The 23,654-nt window shown below is 59.6% G+C and carries 21 protein-coding genes, 4 tRNA genes and 2 rRNA genes; 9 read left to right on the top strand and 18 right to left on the bottom strand.

Annotated elements, in window-relative coordinates; genetic code table 11:
- Window positions 1-95 precede the first annotated feature (95 nt).
- Both AARI_RS01305 and AARI_RS01300 read left to right on the top strand, forming a co-directional pair.
- Window positions 96-896 carry an exodeoxyribonuclease III gene (locus tag AARI_RS01305; protein WP_013347577.1) on the top strand — a complete coding sequence of 267 codons (801 nt, stop codon included), beginning with the start codon at window positions 96-98 and terminating at the stop codon, window positions 894-896.
- A 14-nt stretch (window positions 897-910) separates the two neighbouring features.
- Window positions 911-1,753 carry a hypothetical protein gene (locus tag AARI_RS01300; RefSeq protein ID WP_065763540.1) on the top strand — a complete coding sequence of 281 codons (843 nt, stop codon included), beginning with the start codon at window positions 911-913 and terminating at the stop codon, window positions 1,751-1,753.
- A 53-nt stretch (window positions 1,754-1,806) separates the two neighbouring features.
- Here the strand turns inward: AARI_RS01300 and AARI_RS01295 are convergent.
- The 4 genes from AARI_RS01295 to AARI_RS01280 all read right to left on the bottom strand — a co-directional run bounded on the left by AARI_RS01295 (window position 1,807) and on the right by AARI_RS01280 (window position 2,264).
- A tRNA-Asp gene (locus AARI_RS01295) sits at window positions 1,807-1,880 on the bottom strand.
- A 61-nt stretch (window positions 1,881-1,941) separates the two neighbouring features.
- Window positions 1,942-2,014 (bottom strand) — tRNA-Phe (locus tag AARI_RS01290).
- 49 nt (window positions 2,015-2,063) lie between these two features.
- A tRNA-Asp gene (locus AARI_RS01285) sits at window positions 2,064-2,137 on the bottom strand.
- A gap of 54 nt (window positions 2,138-2,191) precedes the next feature.
- Window positions 2,192-2,264, bottom strand: a tRNA-Glu gene (locus AARI_RS01280).
- A gap of 149 nt (window positions 2,265-2,413) precedes the next feature.
- Between AARI_RS01280 and AARI_RS01275 the strand changes: the two genes are divergently transcribed.
- Both AARI_RS01275 and AARI_RS01270 read left to right on the top strand, forming a co-directional pair.
- The gene (locus AARI_RS01275; RefSeq protein WP_226910694.1) at window positions 2,414-2,773 is read left to right on the top strand and encodes a metallopeptidase family protein; all 360 of its coding nucleotides are present in this window, start codon (window positions 2,414-2,416) and stop codon (window positions 2,771-2,773) included.
- Window positions 2,774-3,443: 670 nt separating this feature from the next.
- Complete coding sequence (locus AARI_RS01270) at window positions 3,444-5,141, top strand: NlpC/P60 family protein (protein ID WP_013347574.1); 1,698 nt, start codon at window positions 3,444-3,446, stop codon at window positions 5,139-5,141.
- 77 nt (window positions 5,142-5,218) lie between these two features.
- Here the strand turns inward: AARI_RS01270 and AARI_RS01265 are convergent, their stop codons facing one another.
- Window positions 5,219-6,196 (bottom strand): universal stress protein, encoded by a 978-nt coding sequence (locus tag AARI_RS01265; RefSeq protein ID WP_013347573.1) that lies wholly within the window; start codon window positions 6,194-6,196, stop codon window positions 5,219-5,221.
- Between the two features lie 169 nt (window positions 6,197-6,365).
- Here AARI_RS01265 and AARI_RS01260 point away from each other — a divergent pair, with 169 nt between their 5' ends.
- Window positions 6,366-7,817, top strand: a complete 1,452-nt coding sequence (locus tag AARI_RS01260) for an NCS2 family permease (RefSeq protein ID WP_013347572.1) — start codon at window positions 6,366-6,368, stop codon at window positions 7,815-7,817.
- Between the two features lie 90 nt (window positions 7,818-7,907).
- A complete protein-coding gene (locus tag AARI_RS18355; protein WP_013347571.1) occupies window positions 7,908-8,417 on the top strand; it encodes a DUF2087 domain-containing protein in 510 nt (169 codons plus the stop codon).
- Here AARI_RS18355 and AARI_RS01250 read toward each other — a convergent pair.
- On the bottom strand, window positions 8,414-9,217 hold the full coding sequence (locus AARI_RS01250) for a spermidine synthase (protein WP_013347570.1): 804 nt from the start codon (window positions 9,215-9,217) through the stop codon (window positions 8,414-8,416). The genes AARI_RS18355 and AARI_RS01250 overlap by 4 nt on opposite strands.
- Window positions 9,218-9,233: 16 nt before the next feature.
- Window positions 9,234-9,740 carry a GNAT family N-acetyltransferase gene (locus AARI_RS01245; protein WP_134781244.1) on the bottom strand — a complete coding sequence of 169 codons (507 nt, stop codon included), beginning with the start codon at window positions 9,738-9,740 and terminating at the stop codon, window positions 9,234-9,236.
- A 150-nt stretch (window positions 9,741-9,890) separates the two neighbouring features.
- On the opposite strand from AARI_RS01245, the gene AARI_RS01240 reads away from it, so the two are divergent.
- On the top strand, window positions 9,891-10,271 hold the full coding sequence (locus AARI_RS01240; protein ID WP_157867063.1) for a hypothetical protein: 381 nt from the start codon (window positions 9,891-9,893) through the stop codon (window positions 10,269-10,271).
- A gap of 4 nt (window positions 10,272-10,275) precedes the next feature.
- Here AARI_RS01240 and AARI_RS01235 read toward each other — a convergent pair whose 3' ends face one another.
- From AARI_RS01235 to AARI_RS01200, 8 genes are read right to left on the bottom strand one after another with little or no spacing between them, the layout of a single operon-like run.
- The gene (locus tag AARI_RS01235) at window positions 10,276-10,965 is read right to left on the bottom strand and encodes an O-methyltransferase (RefSeq protein WP_013347567.1); all 690 of its coding nucleotides are present in this window, start codon (window positions 10,963-10,965) and stop codon (window positions 10,276-10,278) included.
- The gene (locus AARI_RS01230; RefSeq protein ID WP_013347566.1) at window positions 10,962-11,282 is read right to left on the bottom strand and encodes a thiamine-binding protein; all 321 of its coding nucleotides are present in this window, start codon (window positions 11,280-11,282) and stop codon (window positions 10,962-10,964) included. Before AARI_RS01230 ends, AARI_RS01235 begins: the two co-directional genes overlap by 4 nt.
- Window positions 11,283-11,334: 52 nt before the next feature.
- Window positions 11,335-11,652, bottom strand: coding sequence for an AzlD domain-containing protein (locus AARI_RS01225; RefSeq protein WP_013347565.1), 318 nt, complete (start codon window positions 11,650-11,652; stop codon window positions 11,335-11,337).
- On the bottom strand, window positions 11,649-12,377 hold the full coding sequence (locus AARI_RS01220; protein WP_197535088.1) for an AzlC family ABC transporter permease: 729 nt from the start codon (window positions 12,375-12,377) through the stop codon (window positions 11,649-11,651). Before AARI_RS01220 ends, AARI_RS01225 begins: the two co-directional genes overlap by 4 nt.
- Window positions 12,361-13,044, bottom strand: a complete 684-nt coding sequence (locus tag AARI_RS01215; protein WP_013347563.1) for an alanyl-tRNA editing protein — start codon at window positions 13,042-13,044, stop codon at window positions 12,361-12,363. Before AARI_RS01215 ends, AARI_RS01220 begins: the two co-directional genes overlap by 17 nt.
- Window positions 13,045-13,049: 5 nt before the next feature.
- On the bottom strand, window positions 13,050-13,919 hold the full coding sequence (locus AARI_RS01210; protein WP_013347562.1) for a glycerophosphodiester phosphodiesterase: 870 nt from the start codon (window positions 13,917-13,919) through the stop codon (window positions 13,050-13,052).
- 26 nt (window positions 13,920-13,945) lie between these two features.
- Entirely contained in the window at window positions 13,946-15,334 is a 1,389-nt protein-coding gene (gene xylB / locus AARI_RS01205; RefSeq protein WP_013347561.1) for a xylulokinase, read from the bottom strand.
- On the bottom strand, window positions 15,331-16,167 hold the full coding sequence (locus AARI_RS01200; RefSeq protein ID WP_013347560.1) for a DeoR/GlpR family DNA-binding transcription regulator: 837 nt from the start codon (window positions 16,165-16,167) through the stop codon (window positions 15,331-15,333). The genes xylB and AARI_RS01200 overlap by 4 nt, the downstream gene beginning before the upstream one ends.
- Window positions 16,168-16,306: 139 nt before the next feature.
- Between AARI_RS01200 and AARI_RS01195 the strand changes: the two genes are divergently transcribed.
- Window positions 16,307-17,632 carry an MFS transporter gene (locus tag AARI_RS01195; protein ID WP_013347559.1) on the top strand — a complete coding sequence of 442 codons (1,326 nt, stop codon included), beginning with the start codon at window positions 16,307-16,309 and terminating at the stop codon, window positions 17,630-17,632.
- A gap of 37 nt (window positions 17,633-17,669) precedes the next feature.
- On the top strand, window positions 17,670-19,157 hold the full coding sequence (locus AARI_RS01190; protein WP_013347558.1) for a mannitol dehydrogenase family protein: 1,488 nt from the start codon (window positions 17,670-17,672) through the stop codon (window positions 19,155-19,157).
- 58 nt (window positions 19,158-19,215) lie between these two features.
- Here AARI_RS01190 and AARI_RS01185 read toward each other — a convergent pair whose 3' ends face one another.
- From AARI_RS01185 to AARI_RS01175, 3 genes are all read right to left on the bottom strand, one after another.
- Window positions 19,216-19,773 carry a dihydrofolate reductase family protein gene (locus AARI_RS01185; RefSeq protein WP_013347557.1) on the bottom strand — a complete coding sequence of 186 codons (558 nt, stop codon included), beginning with the start codon at window positions 19,771-19,773 and terminating at the stop codon, window positions 19,216-19,218.
- Window positions 19,774-20,011: 238 nt separating this feature from the next.
- Window positions 20,012-20,128, bottom strand: a 5S ribosomal RNA gene (gene rrf, locus AARI_RS01180).
- A gap of 153 nt (window positions 20,129-20,281) precedes the next feature.
- Window positions 20,282-23,415: ribosomal RNA gene (locus tag AARI_RS01175) — 23S ribosomal RNA — on the bottom strand.
- Window positions 23,416-23,654: the final 239 nt, after the last annotated feature.

Raw genomic sequence — 23,654 nt, 5'->3', positions numbered from 1 at the left:
TTTGAGTGATTGAGGTCACCTACTAGTGTCGAATATACTCGGACTTCCAACTAAATTGAAGTGGCACAAGACAGCAAACTTGATAGGTTGAACTAGTGAAGATTGCAACCTGGAATGTGAACTCGCTTCGAGCCCGCGCCGACCGTGTTGAGGATTGGCTGCGACGTACCGATGTAGACGTCCTGGCTATTCAGGAAACGAAGTGCAAGGACGATAATTTCCCTTGGGAATTGTTTGAGAATAACGACTACGAGGTAGCGCATTTCGGCGTCAACCAGTGGAATGGCGTTGCCATTGCCTCTCGTGTCGGTCTTGAGAACGTTGAACGCACTTTCCCTGGACAGCCGGAATTCGGCAAGGGTGGAAAGAACCCGATCCAAGAGCCGCGCGCCATTGCCGCAACCTGCGGCGGAGTGCGTATCTGGAGCCTGTACGTACCCAATGGACGTGCCTTGGACGATGAGCATATGGGCTACAAGCTGAATTGGCTGGATGTGCTAAAAAAGGAATCCGCGGGCTGGCTGGAAGAAAACCCGCAGGCCCAGATTGCTCTGATGGGCGATTGGAATATCGCGCCAAAGAACGAGGACGTCTGGGATATCGACTTCTTCGTCGAGAACAACCTGACCCACGTATCCGCGCCTGAACGCGCTGCTTTCGCTGCCTTCGAGGATTTGGGATTCACCGATGTCGTGCGTCCGCACACCGAAGGCGAATACACCTATTGGGATTACACGCAGCTGCGTTTCCCCAAGGGTGAAGGGATGCGCATCGATTTCTCGCTGACCTCACCTGCCTTAACGGCACGCGTCATCGGGGCGAGCATCGACCGCGAAGAACGCAAGGGAAAGGGCGCCAGCGACCACGCGCCAGTTATCGTGGAGCTGGCCGACTAGCCATGACGCCAAAGATGACTGGGCCCGCCGCAGAGCTGACCGCCGCCACAGCGCACCTTCGCGTCTATGAGCCGCTGGACACTTTCGAGGATTGGGCCCAGTCCATCATTCTGCGCACCCCGCAACGCACCGCCGAGCAGTGGGATGCCTTTGAAAACGAGCGGCTCTGGAGCCGCACGTTGCGCAATGTCTCGGACCCGTACCCGCACAACGAGCCAGAGTTCTTCCGCAGTGCAAAGATCTTGGACTACCAAGGCACCGAGCACACTCGCTACTGCCCGGGTCAGCTGCAGGCACGGAGCTTACTGGCCGCTGAGCAGGCCGAAGAAGCCATGCGAGCTGAAGTATTCGACCTCTTGGTTCCCCCGGTCGCACGGCAGGCCAATTCGCAACGTGTCGATACCGACCGCCTGGCCAATGACCTGACACACCTGCACACGAGAACGTCATCCTGGGGCATCCCGCTGGGCTGGTTTGCCCTCTTCCGCGAGGATGATGAGCACGACGTGGTGCCCAACGGAGAGCATCTCAAAACCGTTCGGATCTACGCCAGCTACGAGCAGGCCATCGACCGCTTGGCTTGGGCTGTTCAGGCCCTGGCAACCCACGCGCCCCAATCACAGCTCTTTGAAGAGCTTGGCAACCTCGGAAGCTGGCTGGAGGCCTTCGACAGCCGTTCGCTCATTGAACTGGATTATGGCCTGCTGGCAGAAATCGTATGGCCCGACGATTCCGCGAGCGATCTGATGCACGGCATTCAGGCGTTGGAAGACGAAGACATGACCAGCGCTGCGGCTGCGTATCGCAGGCTGAGCAATCGGTGGATTGGGCCGCGGCAGCTTGGCCGCGCAAACTAACTTGCTCTAGAAACAGCAAAAGCTCCGGATAACCGGAGCTTCTGTTTATTGAGCGACCCTGACGGGACTTGAACCCGCGACCTCCGCCGTGACAGGGCGGCGCGCTAACCAACTGCGCTACAGGGCCTAGTGTTTTGAATAAATTCAAGTCACACAGTAAAACCCTCGGGATAAACCGAGGGCCTGCGTGGCTCCGACCGGCGTCGATCCGGTGACCTTTCGATTTTCAGTCGAACGCTCTACCAACTGAGCTACAGAGCCTGGCACCACTAAGTGGACACCAAATTTACTATTAGAATAGTAAATTGAGCGACCCTGACGGGACTTGAACCCGCGACCTCCGCCGTGACAGGGCGGCGCGCTAACCAACTGCGCTACAGGGCCTTGCTTTCGCAAGCCAATGGATTTCTCCATCTGACAACCATAAATGGTTGTTTGTACCCCCAACGGGATTCGAACCCGTGCCGCTGCCGTGAAAGGGCAGTGTCCTAGGCCGCTAGACGATGGGGGCCTAAGTTGTTCGCTTCGTTTTCTTGCTCTCCGTAGCGGACTCCAATAACTATACGCAGTGTTTTTTGCTTTTGCAAAATCGACACCTGGACGAGTTTCACCCATGCCAAATCGGGTGCGCGCGCCTAGTCTGGAAGCATGCTTTTCGAGATGGGCGACGACGAATTCCAGGCTCTGGTGGAGCAGGCTATCGAGGCCATCCCCAAGGCCGCATTCGCGATGATGGACAACGTTATTTTCTTCATCGAGGACGAGTACACACCGCTTCCCGGTGAGCCCAAAAACCCCGAAATCTTAGGCCTATACGAGGGTATTGCGCTTACCGAACGAGATCTGGACTGGGGCGCCGGCGCCTTGCCGGACAGGATTACCATCTTCAAAAATCCGACCCTCCGGGCCTGCGAAACTCGAGAAGATGTGGTGCGAGAAATTGGCATTACCGTGATGCACGAGGTGGCTCATCACTTCGGCATCGACGACGCCAAATTGCATGATTTAGGGTGGTCATAGCCGCGAAATCAGAAAAATTAGTCTTGAGATCTGCCTCACAAAAATAGTGGGTTTCTTCGGGTATTCTCGGCGGAACGTTTCTCGGACCGACGAAACAGGATCACCCGGCCACGCACTTCACCCTTCCTTGCTGGAAGCTTTAGCGTTGCCGCACTCCGCAGTCCGACTCCTTGGCCCGCTGAGCGAGCGGTTGCCAAAAGCACATTCACCCGACGTGCGAGTTCTTGGATCCCTGCTCCCCGCCGGGAGCGAAAGTGCGGGCCCAGAGAGCAGGCAAATCGAGTGCCCAAACGACTCCGGCAGCTTGCTGAAAACCTATACCTTTTAAAGTCACCGTTTTGAAGGCCTTCCTCCACCCTCTGCTGCGCGTTACCGAACCGTCATGCTCGTCACCGATCCGGTAACAGCAGAAGAAATAAGTCTGGGCTATTTTTCAGCCTCATTTATCAGGCACCCGAGAGCACAATTACCACTATCTGCGCAGATCACCATGAAAATTCCGCATTGAATTACATAGATGGGATTCATGTGACTGATGTGAACAGTGTTGCCAAGCGTGTCTTAATTGGCCTAATGTGCTATTTGGAGTCTTATCCGAATCGTGACCTACGCACGCGCGAATGTCACGGCTCAAGCGCTCCTGTCATCCAAGTACTTAGTGAGGAACGATATGGCTACTCGCCACACGCTCGGTGTTGCTGCAAGCACCCTAGCCCTAGCGGTGTCCTGCCTTGCAGGCGCTTTGCCCGCTTCCGCATCTACTTCAGCTTCATTCCCTGCGTCTGTGGCTATCGCCGCCGCACCAAGTTCTTCCGCATTGCCTTCGGAGGCAGAAGTTCAGGAAGCTAAGAAGGACAAGGCTTCGACTAACGCGATGATTGCGCGCATCGAAGCTTCGCTTGCTTCCAGCCGCGCTGAACTGCAGCGCGTTGAGACCGAGGCTGCTCAAGCCCAGGAATCTCTGCTCACCGCAGGCGAAGAGCGCGATCTGCGCACCGCCGCAGCCGAGAAGGCCGTTGAGCAGCTCGATTACGCAAAGACCTACCTGGAGCAGAGCCGCCAAGACTTGGGAGCGATCGCTTCCGACATCTACCGCAACGGCGCTGGCACTTCGACCCTGAGCCTGCTTCTGGATGACGATCAAGAAGGCGACCTGTTCTACAAGGCCGCTACCATCGACGCATTGAGCGAGCAGAAAGTTCAGTCCGTCAACACCGCTACCGAAGCCGAAGGCCTCGTTTCAGCTTGGCAGGAATACGCTGACGCCGCACAGAGCGCCGCCGAGGAAGCTGCAGCAAACTACGATGCCGCAGCAGCGACCGCGAACAGCACCCTGTCCACCTATGAAGCCGCGATTGAACCTGAGCAGCAGCTGCGCGACGAATTGATCGGCCACCTTGCTACTTTGAAGCAGAAGGAAGAAGCCGAGGTTCGCAAGGCCGTTGAAAAGCGCGAAGCCCAAGAGCAAGAAGAAGCTCTCAAGGAAGCTATCGCCGAGGAAGAAACCACCAAGGTTCCGGAGCCAACTGAAGATTCCGTTCAGCCGCTCTCGGTTGAAAAGCCGCAGGAGCTGGAGCAGACCGAACCTGAAACGGAATCGGTCAAGCCAAAGCCTGAAAAGGTCGAAGCGGAAGCTGCAGAGCCTAAGCCGGCTCCGTCCGTGGAACCGACTAAGTCAGCCGAGCCAAAGCCAACCAAGACGGCCGAACCTAAGCCGACTAAGTCAGCCGAGCCAAAGCCAACCAAGACGGCCGAACCTAAGCCGACTAAGACGGCCGAACCTGAGCCAACCAAAACGGCCGAACCTAAGCCAACGAAGACTGCTGAGCCTAAGCCAACCAAAACGGCCGAGCCAAAGCCAACGAAGTCCGCTGAGCCTAAGCCAACCAAGACGGCTGAACCTAAGCCAGAGCCGAAGCCAAAGGTCACCCCTAAGGCCACGCCAAAGCCAACTCCGAAGCCAGAGCCGAAGCCTGAGATTGCTCCGCAGTCCAGCAACTACTCTGCAGCCATCTCCTGGGCCTTGAACACCGCAGCGGATCCGAGCAAGTACTACGTCTACGGCGCCAATGGCCCCGATGCGTTTGACTGCTCGAGCTTCTCGCAGCGGGCGTTCGGCAAGTCCGGCATCAACCTTCCGCGCACCTCGTCCCAGCAGTTCGCCAGCGCACCGCAGTACGTATCGCTGAGCAACTTGCGCGTAGGCGACCTGGTGTTCTCGTCCTCCAACGGCGGTTCCTCGTTCTACCACGTAGCCATCTACATCGGCAACGGCCAGGTAGTCCATGCCCGCAACCCGAGCGTCGGCATCTCGGTGACCCCGCTGAGCTACGTCAATAACCTCTACCCGAAGGCCGCTCGCTACTAAGCGCAGGACCTTTCAGCAAGAAGGCCACACACCCAATGGGTGTGTGGCCTTCTTGCATGCAGCCTGCAAGGGCGCTGCTACTGCTCCTGCGCCCGCGTATCGAAATCCTTGCGGTCCTCCAGACGAGGGTCCTCGGAGTCTGGTACGACCATCACTGGCCCCTTTGAGTGGTGAAGAACGCCCTGCGAAGTCGAACCCAGCAGCATCCCGGTAAATCCACCACGGCCCCGCGAACCGGTCACGGTCAGCACCGCATGCTCGGATTCGCGGATCAGCACCTCGACAGGAGGACCGGAAACCACGTCGGTTTCCATCTTCAGGTCAGGGTAGTGCGATGCCAGCCACTTGGTGCCCACACTCATTTGGTAGCGCACATCTTCAAGGACGGCTTCTTGGTCCACAGTTGCCGGCATCCACGCCAGCGCTGCTCCCATCGGCGGCACCGCGCAGATCAAGCGCAGTGTCAGGCTACCGGCCATGGCCGCATCCGCGGCCGCCAGCACGGCTGAACGAGCACGATCAGAACCGTCAACGCCCACCACAATGCAGTTGCGATCCGACGCAACGGCGGCACCAGCATCTTCCTGCTCCTTGGCCATCGCCAATGGGACCACCACGGTCGGGCACTTGGAGTGCGCTGGCAGTGCCGAGGAGACCGAGCCAAGCAGGCGCCCAACGAAGCCGCCGCGGCCGCGAGTTCCGACAACTACCAATTCTGCATCCTGGCTCAGATCCAGCAGCACCCCCGATGGGTCGCCGGATTCGATATAGGTGCGGATGGTTGCCGTGCTGCCTTCCAGGTCTGCGCGGGCCTGGCGCACGATGTCTTCGGCTCCCCCGCGGATCAGATCATCATCCAAGGTCGAGTAGCCCGCGTCCATGGAGGACGCGGCAAATACCGGGATGGTGTAGGCGGAGACGATATTCAATACGCTCCCGCGTCGTACCGCTTCGCGTTCGGCCCAGCGCAAAGCGCATTTGCTCTGCTGGGAGCCGTCCACGCCGACGACAATTCCTTCAATCTTCTCTGCTGCGACTGGTGCTTCGTCACTCATCAGACTCGCTCCTCAACTACCTCAGGTATGACAGGATATGATTTCCCTTACCACCAATGTACTTGCTTCCGCAGTTCTTGGTGTGAGTTGGGTCTAAAGATTTCGCGTACAGCCTACTGGCCGCGAGCTCCGATATGAATCGGCAACTGAAACGACATAGAATTTTCCCATGTCCTCCTCCACAAAGACCGCGTCCGGGACTACTATGGGCGCACGCATCGACCGATACTTCAAGATTTCGGAACGGCGTTCAACGTTCTCCACCGAAGTCCGCGGCGGCATCGCCACGTTCTTCGCGATGAGCTACATCGTCGTCCTCAACCCCCTGGTCCTTTCCGGGGCCGACTCCTCGGGCGGCGAGTTGGGCATCCAGCGCGTTGCCGCTGTCACGGCCTTTGTGGCCGGCATCCTAACCATCATCATGGGCATCTGGGCCCGCCACCCGTTTGCCATGGCCACCGGCCTGGGCGTGAACGCCTTCGTCGCGATCACCGTGGCCACCAACCCCGAACTCACCTGGGCGGATGTCATGGGTCTGGTGCTCATCGCCGGCGTGGTCATGTTCGGACTGGTGCTCACCGGCTTCAGAACCGCGGTCTTCAATGCGGTTCCGGCCGGGCTGAAAACCGCGATCGTGGTGGGTATCGGCATGTTCATTGCGCTCATCGGCCTGGTCAACGCCGGCTTCGTGCAGCGCCTTCCGGATGCCGCAAACACCACCGTACCGGTGGGACTGGGCTTTGACGGCGAGCTGCTCGGCTGGCCGATCCTGGTCTTCATCGTCGGCCTGCTGCTGACCATGACCCTTGTGGTCCGCAAGACCAAGGGCGCGATCCTGATCGGCATCGTCGTCTCGGCCGTACTGGCCAACATCCTCGAATCCGTCTTCCACATCGGCGAATTCGAGTCCCGCTCCTGGTCGCTGGTGGTTCCTTCCATGCCGGACTGGACCCTACCTGACCTGTCGCTGATCGGCCAGGTCAGCATCTTCGGTGCCTTCAGCAAGATCGGCGTCACCGCCGCGTCGCTGCTGGCCTTCGTCATCCTGCTCTCGATCTTCTTCGACGCCATGGGCACCATGGTGGGCCTGGCCTCCGAGGCCGGCTCCATGGACGAGAACGGCCAGATCCCCGACGTGGACAAGGTCCTGCTGGTCGACGCGGCCGGTGCGATCGTCGGCGGCGGTACCTCCAGCTCCTCGGCGCAGATCTTCGTGGAATCCGGTGCCGGCATCGGCGAGGGCGCACGTACCGGCCTGGCCTCGGTAGTCACCGGCCTGCTGATGATCGTAGCGATGTTCCTCAGCCCGCTGATCTATCTGGTGCCTTTCGAAGCCGTCGCCCCGGCGCTGGTAGTCGTCGGTTTCATGATGATCACCCAGGTCTCCAAGATCGACTGGAATGACTGGGGCATTGCGCTGCCGGCTTTCCTGACCTTCACCCTGATGCCATTCACCTACTCGATCGCCAACGGCATCGGTGCTGGCTTCATCTCCTACGTCTTCATCCGTGCCACCCAGGGCCGCGCCAAGGAAATCCACCCCTTGATGTGGGTTGTTTCCGCTGCGTTCGTGCTGTTCTTCGGTATCGGCCTGATCGAAATGTGGGTCGGGGTCAAGTAGCCTCGAAACGAGTCAAACGCTCCGCCACTGCTTCGGCAGCGGCGGAGCGTTTTTCATTTTAGCCATCAGGAACTGGCTAGGATGGGCAGTATGAACCAGCAGCTGAACACCACCGGGCAGTGGATCCAGGTGGCCGCAGGATTGAAGAACCCCTCGATGCGCCGGCTTCTGGGTGCGGTCTTGAGCGGGGAAGGAACCGGAGAAGCACCTGGCAAGTCCGAACGCAAGGACTTGGAGCGCTGGGCCAGCATCGGGCTTTTGCGCCAGGAGCCTTCCGGCTGGGTGCTCAACGACGAGCTGCTGGAACAGACTTTGGCATCCGCCGCGGCTGCGAAGGCCGATCGCACCGGTATCCGCCGCTACTTCGACGGGCACCGGCTGCATACCCTGCCGGCAAAGCCAGCGGACCGCCATGAAGTACTGGTCTACCTGCGCAATGCGGTCATTGATGCGAAGGAAGAACTGCGCGAGGAGCAAATTAATGAGCGGCTGCGGGTCTTCCACCCGGATGTGGCGCTGCTGCGCCGCTACATGGTGGACCACAGCCTGCTGCTGCGCGCCGCTGACGGGTCGGGTTACCGGAAGGGCAGCGAGAACTAGTCGGTGATCGCAGTGGCACCGACAGCAAAGCGCCGTACTGCGTCGCCGGCCACCAGCTGCGCTGGCAGCGGTGCGGTGCGCAGGCTGCGTTCGAATGCCGGGCCGAGCTTGAGCGGTTCGTCGCTGGCCAAGAACACGATGTTGCCATAGCGGCGCCCCTTGAGCATCGGCGGGTCGGCAATCATTGCCACATGCTCGAAGACTTCCAGCAGCGTTGCGGCTTCCGCCTTGGCGCCGGCCAGATCTGCGGTATCCCCGCAATTCATGAGGTACACCCCGCCGGCATCCAGCACGCGCTGGGCTTCACGGGCGTAGGCCACGGTGGTCAGCTCGCGCGGGGTGGTGCTTCCGGCGAAGACATCGCGGATGATCACGTCGCGGCTTGCATCGCTGAGCGTGGGCAGGACCTGGGCGGCATCCCCTACGCGCAGGCGCACCAGCGGGGCGCGTGGAATTTCAAAGTGCACGCGGACCAGTTCGGCCAGCTTGGCATCCAATTCCACCACGACCTGGCGTGCATTCTCGTAATTGGCTGCGACCCAGCGGGCCATGGAGCAGCCGCCACCGCCTAGATGGAGCACCCGCAGCTTGCGTGCGCGTCCGTCGAACTGTTCGGCTGGCATGCCGATGGTGAACACCGGTTCCATCCAGCGCATGTATTCGAAGTCGAGGTAGTTCGGGTCTTCGAGATCCACATGGGAGGACGGTACTCCGTTGACCTTCAGGATATAGCGGCTGGCGCCATAGGCATCTGCCTCAATGATCGCGGTCCCGGTGTCAATCGGAAATTCTCCGAGCATTGAATCCTTGGTATCCCTAGCCACGTGCGCGCACCATTCGTTCTTCGATTAAGCCTTGCCAGCTGCCAACCAGCGCTTCGCTGGTTCCGTCATGGGTGAAACCTTGCTTCGCAAAGAAGGAACGGGCCCGGTCGTTGCCTTGCATGACCCAGACCAGCGCATCTTGTTCGCCGATCACCACATCGAACAGGTGCTTGCCCAGACCGGTACCGTAGTACTCCGCTAGGACGTAGAGCATGCCCACTTCGATGCCTACCCCGGCATCTTGGTCTTCTTCAATGGCCGGTGTTCCCCCGGCCAGTCCGATGATGCGTCCATCGCGGTCTTCGGCAATGAAGAATTGCGCTCCGGAGGCCAGTCCGCGTTCCCACCAAGCAACTTGGCCATCAAGCTGGCCTTCGTGGTGGGCGAAAAAGGATTCATCGCGTAGTGTCGCGTAGGCTTCCCGCCAGGCTTGCAATTTCATTTGCAGCGCTGGGCGGACGTCTTCTTCGGCAGCTAGTCGTATTCGGTAGTCGTTCATTTGCGGCACACCTCTAGCCTACGGCAGTGCCTTGGCTAATTTCCTCCAACGCACCCGGTTGCCCTCCTACTAAAGTAGTATTGCGGACTCTCCAAATGTTTGAAAAAATGCTTATCTGGTAGTAAATATTGTGCGAAAAGGGGGTCGGGCTTGAACCGAAATATAAAATACGCTGCTTTGACCGGTGGCCTAGTCGGTTCCCTGACCCTAACTATCAGCCTTTCTTCGACCTTCTGGGTAATTTTGCTCGGTTGTGTACTGCTAGCTGCTGGCTTCAGCATTCTGGCCAGATTCGAACGTTTCTGGGGACCTGCTGAACCGGACCATTACTACTACATCATCCCGATGCTCGTTGGTCCGGTAGTCGCAGGCCTGGTGCGCAATACCGACTTTGCCCTGTGGGTCGGCCCGCCGATAGGCGTGCTTTGCGGGCTCGGCGTGTACTTCCTGATCATGAAGTCTCCGCCGTTCAAACCGGAGGAAAGCGAAGAACTCGAAATCGAGCTTCACGACCATCACCGGATTCGCTAGCCTCTTACAGCACTCGTGCCAGCGCGAACCCATCCCAGCCTTTGGCCCCTACGGTCTGCAGCGCGGTAGCTGAAACACGCGGGTCATCACGCAACCACTGCAATGAATCCTGGACTCCGCGCACATCCGCTTCTTGCGTCCCATGATCGGCCACGGCATCCAATATGGCTCCGCTGCGCACCACGTTATCCAGCACCACCACCGTGCCTGGCCGCGCCAGATCCATGGCAAGTTCGAGATAGCGCACGTTATTACGCTTATCCGCATCGATAAAGATCAGGTCGAAAGGTGCGCTCTTCCTGGAAATCAACGATTCCATGGACCCTTGGGCTGCACCGAGCTTGATTTCAACACGTTCCGAAAGGCCGGCTCGCTGCAGATTCTCACGGGCAATCGAGGCATGCAGCGGTTCGAATTCGCAGCTGATCACGGTACCGGATTCTCCAACACCCTTGGCCAGCCAGCTGGTCGAGTAGCCACCGAGCGTTCCGATTTCCAGCACTCGACGTGCACCGGTGATCTCGACGAGCAGCTGGAGGAACTTGCCTTGTGCCGGGCTGACTTCAATCCGCGGCAACCCGGCATTGTGCGCATGCTCGCGGCCTGCTTCCAGGGCATCAATACGAAGTCCCAGGCGCTGTTCCAAATATTCGTCGACTGCCGCCGCGTGATGGTCGGCTGAATGGTGGATCATGACGACGCTCTCTCCTCACTATCTTCAATAGCCTTCTCCAGCCGCTGAAGTTTCCCGTCGAGCTCGCCCTCGTAGCCTGGGCGGATGTCGGCCTTCAACACCAGTGAAACGCGCGACCCAAAACGTCCAGCGGCCATCGAGGCCTGCTTGACGACCTCCATCACCTCATCCCATTCGCCTTCGATCTCGGTAAACATGGAACTGGTGCGGTTGGGAAGCCCTGAATCGCGGACGACTTTCACCGCCTCGGCCACAGCATCGTGGACCGAACCATTGGGGTTGTCATTACTCGGGGCTACGCTGAAAGCTACAATCATGCTTCCACTGTCTCACTGCTCCTCAGGCTTGTCATCTGCCTTCAGCCAATAATTAAGCAGCCAGGCCGGTTGCCCGCAATAAGATCGCGGCCAAAGCACCGGTGACCACCACGACGAGGTAGGGAGCCTTGAAGGAAAGTGCTAAAATAGCGGCCGCAAGAGCACCGATTCGGGCATCGATAACAAGTTCCTGCCCCGAAGTGAAAGCATTAACCGTCACCAGCGAGGCCAGCAACGCGATGGTCAGCGTCGCGGCGACATTGGACATCGTCGGAGAATCCAAAACCTTGCGCGGAACGAAATAGCCACAGAGCTTGAGCGCATAGGCGGTGAGGCATGCAGCCAGAATCCACCAGCTCAATTCGCTCATGCTCGCTCCTCTTCAACGCTTTCCAAATCGCCATGCTCGGTTGCGGCTGGCGCACGCCTGCCGGTGGCGACCGCATAGATTGCTGCACACCCTGCAGTAAGCAGAATCGGCAAGCCCGGGGAAGTTACCGGTACTGCCAGCGCGGTGAGGATTGCGGCGGCAATCGCTATCATGATCGGCTCGACTGATTTCAAGCGCGGCCAGAGCAAGCCGATGAAGGCAGCCACCGCGGCACCGTCCAGCCCCCAAGCTGCCGGATCCCCCATGCGTTCACCCAGTAGGGCACCCACAAGGGTGAAGAGATTCCATAAGACGTAGACACCCACCCCGGCAGTGAAGAATCCACGACGCTTTTCAGCAGGATCCGATTGCCCCAGGCTAACTGCGGTAGATTCATCGATGGTCACTTGGGCCATCCATGGCACATGCCTGCCCAAAGGGCGCAGTGTTTGCTTGATCTGCATGCCGTACACCGCATTGCGGATTCCCAACAGCGAAGCGGCCGAGAATGCTGCCGAAGGCGCACCGGCCCCAGAGATCACGCCAATAAAGGCGAACTGCGAGCCGCCGGTGAACATCAGCGCACTCAATGCGACGGTCTGCCACAAATTCAGCCCTGCAGCGATCGACAACGCGCCAAAGGAAATGCCGTACAGTCCCGTGGCGAACGCGATGGACAGGCCCATCTTGGTCGCCGGGGTGAACCTGCTAGCCGACGTGGGCATCGTACCTAACCTTGTAGACCCCGCGCTTGACCTTGGCCTCACCGATTTCCACCTGCCGCAGCTGGTTCGGGTGCTTCACGTGGGTGCCGCCGCACGGCTCGGCATTCACCCCGGCGATGCTTACGGTTCGAATCCCCTGCTCATCGGTGGTGGTGGCAATTTCTCCGCCGCCGGCAATGAGTTCGTTGACGCGCGCTTGGATCCATTCTCGTGCAGCGGCACGCTCGTGCTCATCGCCCAGAGGCAGATCAACGCTGGCCGGGTCGAAGTCCAAGCGCGACTGGCCAGGGAAGTGCGAATGGCCCTTATGCTGCCAGCCGCGGTCTTCGCCGGCGAAGCCCAGTACATGCCCAGCGGTGTGCAACGCGGCGTGTGAAAGCCTCAATGCGGCGTCAATTTCCGCGGTGACTTCTTCACCTACGGCCTTGGTGTCTGCACCGTACAAGACCACCAGCCCAGCTTCGTCACGCTGGACTGCCACCGGTTGCCCGTCCACGGTACCGGAGTCTTCGGGCTGGCCACCGCCCCGAGGATGGAAGATGTTGGGGCTCAGCGCAATCCACTGGCCATCTTCGCTGCTGCCTGTCGCAATGACGGTGGCACGGGTGGTGAAAACGTAGGTGTCTTGCAGGTACAAGTTGTCCTGTTCGATCGCGTGATCGTTCATGGTCTCTAGCCTTGCTCCAGTTCTTTGCGTAGTTCTGCCGGGCGGTTGCTGGTCAATTCCCCAACGCCCAGCCCCACCAGGAATTGTGCGTCGGCGGGACGGTCTATCGTCCACACCCGGGCCTTCAAGCCTTGCTCCAGCCAGCGTCGCACCAAATGCTCATTGGCGCGGGTCCATGCGACACCGCAGCCTATGATGCCTGCTCCCCCGGCATTGATCAGTTCGATTCCCTCAGCCACCGAACGGTACAGCACTTCGTAAACCCCTGCTCGTACGAGGTCTCCTGAATCGATAAGCTGCTGGACACGTTCGGGATGGATCTCGGTCATCAGCTGGCACAGCAGCGACGTGTTCACCGTACGGGCCAGATAGCGCAGTGAATTCGGTTCAAAGCTCATCAGGGTTACGGAAATCTGCCCGCGTGATCCTGCCGTACCGGTTTGCGGGTCGAAGCCGTGCGCAGCCAGAACCTGGAGCACTGTCTTCTCGAGCAGGTGTCCGTATGGGCTTGGGTGCTTGATCTCGATCGCCAGGCCTACTGATTTGCCGTGAGCTTCGATTAGCTCGAAGAGTTCATCCAAACTGAGCAGCTGCTCGTTTTCCGCACCGTACCCGGCTGGGAGCACGCTTGGGACAACTCCAGTGAAGTCCATGGCTTTCAACTCGGCCAGGGTATATTCGGCAACAAGCCCGGTGGAATCAGAGGTGCGGTCGACGGTGGGATCATGATGGCAAACGACTAGTCCGTCTTTGCTTAGGTGGACATCGCACTCTATTCCGTCCGCGCCCTCGTCAATGGCCTGCAGGTAGGCGGCCCGGGTATTCTCCGAGTATTTGTGCGAACTGCCGCGGTGGGCGAAAAAGAGCGTATCCATGGTTCCTACGCTACGCGATATCGGCCCTAATTCCAGCCTTCGGTGGCATCGCGCAGCTTCGCGTAGCCGGCATAGATTTCCGGCCGGGGCCGGGCCTGGTAGCGGGTTGACTCGGCGATATCCCAGACCGGCGGTTGCTCCTGGCCGCCCAGTGCCCAGGCCGCTTGCCGGGCGGCTCCCAGCGCCACGTATTCCGCAGTCCTGGGCACGTCCACGGCCACCCCGAAAATTTGCGGGGCGATGACCCGGACCGCCTCGGCCTGGGCGCCGCCGCCGATCAGCAGGATCCGCTTCGTGGCCACCTTGGTGCTCGCTTCCAGCGCCGCGACCGCATCCTTCATGGAGCACAGCAGCCCTTCCACATAAGCGCGGGCGATCTGCTCGCGGGTGGTGGTGCCGCGCAGCCCCTGCAACAGGCCGGTGGCTTCGGGCCGGTTGGGGGTGCGTTCCCCGCCGAGGTACGGCAGCAGCACGACACCGCCGGAACCTGGCTCGGCAGCCAGCGCCAGGTCGGAGAATTCCTGCTTCCCGACCCCGAGCATGCGTGCGCCGAAGTCCAGGACCGGCGCCCCGTTCAGGGTGCAGGCCAGCGGCAGGAATTTGCCGTTGGCGGCGACAAAGCCGGTCACCATTCCGCTGCCGTCATGCACGCTGTCCTCGACCACCGCGGAGGCCACCCCTGAGGTGCCGATGGAGATGCAGACATCACCGGGCTGCAGGTCGAGCCCCAGCGCGGCAGCCATATTATCCCCGGTGCCCGCGCCGATCACGGCGCCGGTGGAGGTCCGCCCCACCTGCTCATTGGCCTGGGCCAGCCGCGGCAGCTGCACGCTGTGCCCCAGTGCGTCCGCCGCGAGATCGGGCAAGAAGCGGCGCGCGGCCGGATCGTAGTACCCGGTGCCCGAGGCGTCCCCGTGATCGGTCACCGCTTCCTTGCGCCCGCCCAAGTGCCAGGTGAGGTAGTCGTGGGGCAGCAGGACCTGGGTGGTGCGCGACGCGTTCTCCGGCTCGTGATCGCGCAGCCAGCGCAGCTTGGTCACGGTCAGCGAGGCCACCGGGACGCTGCCGATCTTCTCGGCGCAGGCCTGCGCGCCGCCGAGCTCCTCGGTCAGCTCCTTGGCTTGCTGGGCGGAGGAGGTATCGTTCCACAGCATGGCCTCGCGCACCGGCTGCCCGTGTTCGTCCAGGGCCACCATGCCGTGCTGCTGCCCGGCGATGGACACCGCCGAAGCCTGCTCCAGCAGTCCCGTGGTGGCCGTTTCCAGCGCGGTGACCCAGTGTTGCGGATCGATCTGGGTTCCCGGCAGATGGCTGCTGCGTTGCTCGGCCACCACTTCCCCGCTCTGCGCGTCGACCAGCAGGGCCTTGCAGGATTGGGTGGAAGAGTCGATGCCTAGGACGTAGGTGGGTTTCATGGCTGTTCCTTTGCGGAGGTGCGGACGATGTGGATGCGCGGGCCCAGGCCCTGCAGTTCGCTCATGAGCCGCTGATCGAGCTGGTCGTCGATGACCACGTCGTCGATTTCGGCCAGGTCCATGACGTGGTAGATGCCGGCGGATTCGAATTTGCTGGAGTCCATCACCAGGATCTTGCGCCGGCCCATTTGCAGCAGGCTGCGCTTGGTGCGCGCCGCTTCGGCATCCGGGTGCAGCAGGGCCTGGTTCTTGATGGCCGTGGTGGACACGAAAACGGCGTCGGCCATCAGCCGCTGGGCTTGCTCAACCACGATCGAGCCGAGGAAGGAATCGGTTTCGGCATAGTACTGTCCGCCCAGGCCGACCATGTCGATATGCGCCATCGCGGAAACCGCGCCCATCAGCGCCAGCGAGTGGGTAATCACGGTGGACGGTTCGCGCTCTTCCAAATAGCTGCCCAGCGCCCCGATGGTGGTGGAGTCATCCAGTGCGATCACCGAGTTGCGTTCGATCAGCTGCGCCGCGGTGGCCGCGAGCTGGCGCTTGACCTCGGCGTTCAGGTGCCGGCGCAGGCGCACATCGCGTTCGGCGAGCCGGGCGGTGATGGCCCGGGCTCCTCCGCGGATCCGCTCCACCCGGCCCTCCTTGGCCAGCTGTTCCAGGTCGCGGTGGATGGTCATGGCACTAACCCCGAAGATCTCGGCCAGCTCTTCCACCCGGCAGCTGCGGGACTTGTTCACATGCCCGGTGATTTCCTCGCGGCGGGTCTCCGGAGGCAGCCCCTGGACTGCATCGGGAGCATCGTTTTTAACATCAGATTCGTTATATGCCACAACTTCGATGATAGATGCTGCACCCGCACTTGCAAAACATCATTTTTTCAAGTTTTTACAAAAAATCTGTTGAGTTTGTTATTTTGGTGTTAGATTAGTTCAATCGATCGCACCTGCAAGGCCGTCGCAAAGGAGCGCCATGAATTCCCACCCATTGCCTGCACCACCGAGCACGAGCACCTCGATCCTCGATAAGCTCGGGCTGCCTCGCCCGCTGCTCTGGGGCTTCGTGGGCCTGATGATCTTCATGATCGGCGACGGCGTGGAAACGAACATCCTCGCCCCCTACCTGACTGGCGAACATGGCTTCTCCATTCCGCTGGCCGGAACCCTGGTCACCATTTACGGCGTGGCCGTGGCCATCGCCGCTTTCCTCTCCGCCTCGCTCTCCGACCTCTGGGGCCCGCGCAAGGTCATGTTCATCGGCGCAGGCATCTGGGTGGTCTTCGAGCTGCTCTTCCTGGGTGTCGCCCTGCACAGCTCGAGCATGCCGCTGATCTTCATCGCCTACGGGCTTCGCGGCTTCGGCTACCCCTTCTTCGCCTACGGCTTCCTGGTCTGGATTTCAGCCACCGCCAATGCCAAGCGCCTGGCCGTGGCCATCGGCTGGTTCTATGTGGCCTTCAGCTCCGGGCTTCCTACCCTCGGCGCGCTGACCGCCAGCGCCAGCCTGGAAATCTTCTCCCTGAGCTACTACCAGACCCTCTGGGTCTCCCTGGCGCTGGTTGTGATCGGCGCGGCAATCGCGCTGATTGGCGTGAAGGAAAAAACCGGACGCGCCGCCTTGGTCAGCAACCCGGAAGAAGTCTTCAAGACCATGAGCTTTGGGCTGCGCCTGCTGGCGAGCAATCGCAAGGCGCTGCTGGTGATGCTCACCCGAACTATCAACTCCGTCCCCACCTACGGGATGGCCGTCTTCTTCCCGGCACTGTTCGTGGACCGATTCGGCTGGAGCGTCGGCCAGTTCCTGATCCTGACCACGGTGATCTACGCGGTGAACATCCCGTTCAACCTGTTCTTCGGTGCGCTGGGCGACAAGCTGGGCTGGTCCAAGGTGGTGGTCTGGTTTGGCGCGGTGCTCTGCGCGATCTCCATGGCAGCGCTCTACCTCGTGCCTGCCTGGGCCGTCGATCACGGCTATTCCTTCGCCTATGCCCTGACCCTGGTTATCGGTGCGGTCTTCGGCATCGGCCTGGCAGGCTTCGTTCCGCTTTCGGCCATCGCCGTCTCCTTGGCGCCCGAGCACCCCGGAGCTGCCATGGCCTCCTACAACCTGGGCATTGGCGCCGCCGTCTTCGCCGGTCCGCTGCTGGTGGCCCTGCTCTACAACGTCCTCGGGGCCTCGGGCATGGTCTTCCTCTTCGCGGCGCTCTACCTGGTTGCGGCAATCATGTCCCACGCGCTGCGCGGCACCCAGCCCGGCTTCCACGGCGTGCAGCAGCCCGCCACCATCGCAGCACACTGATCCACCCTCGAACTTGCCGACCAAGGAGCAATCAACCATGAAACTGAACAACCGCACCCTGACCCAGCTTGATCCGCAGGTGGGCACCCCGCAGTACGACCGCAACAAGGCCACCGCCGGCATTGTGCACTTCGGCGTCGGCGGTTTCCACCGGGCCCACCAGGCCATGTACCTGAATCGGCTGATGAATCAGGGCAAGGCCCTGGACTGGGGAATTATCGGCATGGGCGTGATGGAATCCGATCAGCGCATGCGCGATGTGCTGTCGGCCAGCGATGGGCTCTACACCCTCGTGGTGAAAAACCCCGATGGCTCCCGTGAAGTCGAGGTGATCGGCTCGATCCTCGGCTTCCTCTACGCACCCGACGATCTGGACGCCGCCATTGAGCAACTGGCGGACCCGGCGATCCGCATTGTCTCGCTCACGGTCACCGAGGGCGGTTACAACGTGCACCCGGTCACCGGCGAATTCGACCTGGGCAACCAGGCCATCGCCGCAGACCTTGCCAACCCGCGGGCCCCGCGCACCACCTTCGGCCTGATCAGCGCCGGGCTGAGGCTGCGCCGCGAACGTGGCATCGCCCCCTTCACCGTCATGAGCTGCGACAACATCCAGGGCAACGGCGAGGTTGCGCACCAGATGTTCGGCGCCTTCGCCACGGCGCTGGACCCCGAGTTCGGCGACTGGGTGCAGGAGAACGTATCCTTCCCGAACTCCATGGTGGATCGCATTACCCCGGTCACCACGGATGCAGACCGCGCCGATGTCGCCGAGCGCTACGGCATCGAGGATGGATGGCCCGTGGTCTGCGAGGACTTCGAGCAGTGGGTTCTGGAGGACAAGTTCGTGGCCGGCCGCCCGCCCTACGAGGAAGCCGGAGTGCAGCTGGTCGATGACGTGGTGCCCTATGAACTGATGAAGCTGCGCCTGCTAAACGCCACCCACCAGGGCCTGTGCTACTTCGGCCACCTGGCCGGCTACCGTGCGGTGCATGATGTGGCGCGCAATGCCCTGTTCGCCGATTTCTTGTTGAGCTACATGAAAAACGAGGCCGAACCGACCCTGCGCGAGCTGCCCGGCGTGGATCTGGACGCGTACCAGCACAAGCTCATCGAGCGCTACAGCAATGAATATGTGGCCGACACCGTGGCACGGCTGTGCGCTGATTCCTCGGACCGCATCCCCAAGTGGCTCATGCCCGTGGTCCGCGAGAATCTCGCCGCCGATCGGGACGTCACCTTATCGGCCGCCATCGTGGCCAGCTGGGCGCGTTATGCCGAGGGCACCGATGAATCCGGCGAAGCAATCGCCATCGTCGACAGGCTGGCCGAGGAAGTGCATGCTGCCGCGTCCAATCACAGCGACGACCCGTTGGCATTCCTGCGCCAGCGCGACCTCTTTGGGGACGTGGTTGATGATGAGCGTTTCACCGCCCCGTACCTGAAGACCTTGGAATCCCTGCATGAGCACGGATCCCTTGCGACCCTGGCTGAGCTCATAGGCCAGAAAGCCACCACCCGCTAATCAAAAACCTGCGCCAAAGCCGGCCTGCTCGTGACCTCATTGCACGAGCGGGCCGGCTTTATTGCGCGCGGCGATAGTGGGCGGCAATAACGCCATTGCCCAGGCTCATAGTTTCCCCCAACTCCAGTCGGCGCGAAGCAGGCAACCCCGCATCGTACAGCCGCGGACCATGCCCGGCAATGATCGGGTGAACCAGAAAGCGGTACTCGTCGATCAGTCCCAGCTGGTCCAATGCTGTTGCCAGCTGGCCGCTGCCCAAAAGCACGCCGTCCGGCACACGCTCTATCAGCTCTTGAACCGACGTGCGCAGGTTGCCAATGAGATAGTGGCTGTTATTCCACGGAAAGTCGGCGCGCTGAGCGGAAACCACATATTTGGACTTGTCCTGCAACTTCAGTGCCCAATCGAGCAGCGCCTGGGGCGCCTCGACTTCTCCGCTGGCCACCAGCGGCCAGTACTCTTCCATCATTTCGTAGGTAGTCCGGCCCCACAGCATTGCTCCATGCTCGTCCATCAAGCCGGTGAAGTACTCGTGAGTCTCATCGTCAGCGATCCCCACTCTATGATCAATACAGCCATCAAGGGTGACATTGATAGCGAAGGTTAGATGCTCCATATGTGGATTCTCCTCGGCCAACCACCAGTGCGTGGGTCGACTCTAGAGCCGCCACAACTCCAGCGTCAAGGGACACCCAGCTAGTTATTGCTCCCTTAAACAGGAAAAGGGGGCCAGGCACCAGCCCAACCCCCACCAACCATCAAGCCATCCCAGCAACCTGTCTTGCGGGTTAAACAGGTGAGGCCCTGGAACACGCATTGTGTTCCAGGGCCTCAAACCATTCAACTCAAGTTAAGTCCGGCGGTGACCTACTCTCCCACACCCTCACGAGTGCAGTACCATCGGCGCAGTGGGCCTTAGCTTCCGGGTTCGGTATGGGACCGGGCGTTTCCCCCACGCTATGACCGCCGTAACAATCACGAAGCACACAAACCAATCATCTTGGTCATGTTTTCCGGTGTCATGCAAAAGCCATGTATTTTTCGGTTTGAGGTTGTTGTCTCGTAACCGTATAGTGAACGCGAACAGCATAATGATCATGCCAGTAAAATATTGTGAATATTGTGTGTTGAAAGTCATCGGCCTATTAGTACAGGTCAGCTCCACAAGTCTTTAGTCCTTGCTTCCACATCCTGCCTATCAACCCAGTGGTCTAGCTGGGGGCCTCTCACACTCAAGGTGCATGGAAATCTCATCTCGAAGCAGGCTTCCCGCTTAGATGCTTTCAGCGGTTATCCCTTCCAAACGTAGCTAATCAGCGATGCACTTGGCAGTACAACTGACACACCAGAGGTTCGTCCGTCCCGGTCCTCTCGTACTAAGGACAGCCCTTCTCAAATTTCCAACGCGCGCAGCGGATAGGGACCGAACTGTCTCACGACGTTCTAAACCCAGCTCGCGTACCGCTTTAATGGGCGAACAGCCCAACCCTTGGGACCTACTCCAGCCCCAGGATGCGACGAGCCGACATCGAGGTGCCAAACCATGCCGTCGATATGGACTCTTGGGCAAGATCAGCCTGTTATCCCCGAGGTACCTTTTATCCGTTGAGCGACGGCCCTTCCACGAGGTGCCGCCGGATCACTAGTCCCGACTTTCGTCCCTGCTCGAGCTGTCACTCTCACAGTCAAGCTCCCTTGTGCACTTACACTCGACACCTGATTGCCAACCAGGCTGAGGGAACCTTTGGGCGCCTCCGTTACATTTTAGGAGGCAACCGCCCCAGTTAAACTACCCATCAGGCACTGTCCCTGAACCAGATCATGGTCCGAAGTTAGGTGACCGGTACAGCCAGAGTGGTATTTCAACGATGACTCCACCTGAACTAGCGTCCAAGCTTCACAGTCTCCCACCTATCCTACACAAGCTGCACCGAACACCAATACCAAACTATAGTAAAGGTCTCGGGGTCTTTCCGTCCTGCTGCGCGTAACGAGCATCTTTACTCGTACTGCAATTTCGCCGAGTTCATGGTTGAGACAGCGGGGAAGTCGTTACTCCATTCGTGCAGGTCGGAACTTACCCGACAAGGAATTTCGCTACCTTAGGATGGTTATAGTTACCACCGCCGTTTACTGGGGCTTAAATTCTCAGCTTCGCACCAAAGTGCTAACCAGTCCTCTTAACCTTCCAGCACCGGGCAGGAGTCAGTCCGTATACATCGTCTTGCGACTTCGCACGGACCTGTGTTTTTAGTAAACAGTCGCTTCCCCCTGGTCTCTGCGGCCCACACCCGCTCACAGCTGCAAGAGCCGATCACGAGGCAGGCCCCCCTTCTTCCGAAGTTACGGGGGCATTTTGCCGAGTTCCTTAACCATGATTCTCTCGATCGCCTTAGTATTCTCTACCTGATCACCTGTGTCGGTTTGGGGTACGGGCGGACTTGGACCTCGCGCCGATGCTTTTCTAGGCAGCATAGGATCACCGAATCACCCGCCAAAGCGGGCGCCTATCAGGTCTCAGAATATCTGAGCGGCGGATTTGCCAACCACTCTTCCTACACCCTTGGACCAGGTCAATTCCATTGCCTGGCTCGGCTACCTTCCTGCGTCACACCTGTTAATACGCTGACCTCACTGCATCGGTTCCCACCACATCACACAACCAGCAGCCCGAAGGCCGCAACAGCCATGATCCATCATGGTTAGCATCCACAGCTTGGTATGGGCGGTCCTTCGCCGGTACGGGAATATCAACCCGTTGTCCATCGACTACGCCTGTCGGCCTCGCCTTAGGTCCCGACTAACCCAGGGCAGATTAGCTTAACCCTGGAACCCTTGATCATTCGGCGGACGGGTTTCTCACCCGTCATTCGCTACTCATGCCTGCATTCTCACTCGTATAGCGTCCACCGCTGGTTTCCACCGCGACTTCACCCGCTATACGACGCTCCCCTACCCATCCAAACGCCCAACAAAAGCCAGGCAAATATTTGAATGACGCAACTTCGGCGGTGTGCTTGAGCCCCGCTACATTATCGGCGCGGAATCACTTGACCAGTGAGCTATTACGCACTCTTTCAAGGGTGGCTGCTTCTAAGCCAACCTCCTGGTTGTCACAGCAACTCCACATCCTTTTCCACTTAGCACACGCTTAGGGGCCTTAGTTGGCGTTCTGGGCTGTTTCCCTCTCGACTATGAAGCTTATCCCCCACAGTCTCACTGCTGCGCTCTCACTTACCGGCATTCGGAGTTTGGCTAAGGTCAGTAACCTTGTAGGGCCCATCGCCTATCCAGTAGCTCTACCTCCAGTAAGAAACACGCAACGCTGCACCTAAATGCATTTCGGGGAGAACCAGCTATCACGAAGTTTGATTGGCCTTTCACCCCTACCCACAGCTCATCCCCTCCATTTTCAACTGAAGTGGGTTCGGTCCTCCACACGCTCTTACACGCGCTTCAACCTGGCCATGGGTAGATCACTTCGCTTCGGGTCTAGATCACGCCACTCAAACGCCCTATTCAGACTCGCTTTCGCTACGGCTTCCCCACACGGGTTAACCTCGCGACGTAACACTAACTCGCAGGCTCATTCTTCAAAAGGCACGCCATCACCCAGGAACAAGTCCCAGGCTCTAACGGATTGTAAGCGCACGGTTTCAGGTACTATTTCACTCCCCTCCCGGGGTACTTTTCACCATTCCCTCACGGTACTGATTCACTATCGGTCATCAAGTAGTATTCAGGCTTACCAGGTGGTCCTGGCAGATTCACACAAGGTTTCACGGGCCCCGTGCTACTCGGGTATCAACACTAGAACGGCAGACACGCATTACACCTACGGGACTATCACCCTCTCTGGTCCGGCATTCCAACCGATTCACCTATACGCCTGCACCTCATCCCACCAGCAAGATAGCGCTGGTACATGTCAACCCCACAACCCCGATGATGCAACGCCTATCCGCTATCACACACCAACCGGTTTAGCCCCATCCGCGTTCGCTCGCCACTACTAACGGAATCACTATTGTTTTCTCTTCCTGCGGGTACTGAGATGTTTCACTTCCCCGCGTTCCCTCCACACAGCCTATACATTCAGCTGCAGGTCACACCACATAACATGGTGCGGGGTTCCCCCATTCGGAAATCCTGGTCTCAACGTCCGGTTATCGACTCCACCAGGCTTATCGCAGATTCCCACGTCCTTCATCGGCTCTTGATGCCAAGGCATCCACCGTGCGCCCTTAAAAACTTCAACACAAATCAAAGTTCTCAGAATTGAGCAATAAAACAATCTAACAAAATCACGCAGACAAGACTCAAACACCCAAGGATCCAAGGAAAAGGACCCCAAGCTCATCTCATCTGCAAGATGCTCGCGTTCACTATACAGTTCCCAAACAACAACCCCGCACCCCCGCAAGCACACCCGGGCAACAGCACAAAACCGCCACCACACCAGCGCACCTGCAGCAAACACAGGACAAACACCGAAAC

The organism is Glutamicibacter arilaitensis Re117 (assembly GCF_000197735.1).
In the GTDB taxonomy this organism is placed as follows: domain Bacteria; phylum Actinomycetota; class Actinomycetes; order Actinomycetales; family Micrococcaceae; genus Glutamicibacter; species Glutamicibacter arilaitensis.
This window is presented reverse-complemented; position numbering and strand designations above follow the sequence as displayed.

Bases quoted from the DNA above. Each gene is read 5' to 3' on its own strand.
- AARI_RS01230 (WP_013347566.1), bottom strand. From the start codon at position 11,282: ATGATTGTAGCTTTCAGCGTAGCCCCGAGTAATGACAACCCCAATGGT.
- AARI_RS01235 (WP_013347567.1), bottom strand. From the start codon at position 10,965: ATGATCCACCATTCAGCCGACCATCACGCGGCGGCAGTCGACGAATAT.
- AARI_RS01265 (WP_013347573.1), bottom strand. From the start codon at position 6,196: ATGAGTGACGAAGCACCAGTCGCAGCAGAGAAGATTGAAGGAATTGTC.
- AARI_RS01300 (WP_065763540.1), top strand. From the start codon at position 911: ATGACTGGGCCCGCCGCAGAGCTGACCGCCGCCACAGCGCACCTTCGC.
- AARI_RS01245 (WP_134781244.1), bottom strand. From the start codon at position 9,740: ATGAACGACTACCGAATACGACTAGCTGCCGAAGAAGACGTCCGCCCA.
- AARI_RS01270 (WP_013347574.1), top strand. From the start codon at position 3,444: ATGGCTACTCGCCACACGCTCGGTGTTGCTGCAAGCACCCTAGCCCTA.
- AARI_RS01190 (WP_013347558.1), top strand. From the start codon at position 17,670: ATGAAACTGAACAACCGCACCCTGACCCAGCTTGATCCGCAGGTGGGC.
- AARI_RS18355 (WP_013347571.1), top strand. From the start codon at position 7,908: ATGAACCAGCAGCTGAACACCACCGGGCAGTGGATCCAGGTGGCCGCA.
- xylB (WP_013347561.1), bottom strand. From the start codon at position 15,334: ATGAAACCCACCTACGTCCTAGGCATCGACTCTTCCACCCAATCCTGC.
- AARI_RS01210 (WP_013347562.1), bottom strand. From the start codon at position 13,919: ATGGATACGCTCTTTTTCGCCCACCGCGGCAGTTCGCACAAATACTCG.
- AARI_RS01275 (WP_226910694.1), top strand. From the start codon at position 2,414: ATGGGCGACGACGAATTCCAGGCTCTGGTGGAGCAGGCTATCGAGGCC.
- AARI_RS01185 (WP_013347557.1), bottom strand. From the start codon at position 19,773: ATGGAGCATCTAACCTTCGCTATCAATGTCACCCTTGATGGCTGTATT.
- AARI_RS01260 (WP_013347572.1), top strand. From the start codon at position 6,366: ATGTCCTCCTCCACAAAGACCGCGTCCGGGACTACTATGGGCGCACGC.
- AARI_RS01195 (WP_013347559.1), top strand. From the start codon at position 16,307: ATGAATTCCCACCCATTGCCTGCACCACCGAGCACGAGCACCTCGATC.
- AARI_RS01220 (WP_197535088.1), bottom strand. From the start codon at position 12,377: ATGCCCACGTCGGCTAGCAGGTTCACCCCGGCGACCAAGATGGGCCTG.
- AARI_RS01250 (WP_013347570.1), bottom strand. From the start codon at position 9,217: ATGCTCGGAGAATTTCCGATTGACACCGGGACCGCGATCATTGAGGCA.
- AARI_RS01215 (WP_013347563.1), bottom strand. From the start codon at position 13,044: ATGAACGATCACGCGATCGAACAGGACAACTTGTACCTGCAAGACACC.
- AARI_RS01225 (WP_013347565.1), bottom strand. From the start codon at position 11,652: ATGAGCGAATTGAGCTGGTGGATTCTGGCTGCATGCCTCACCGCCTAT.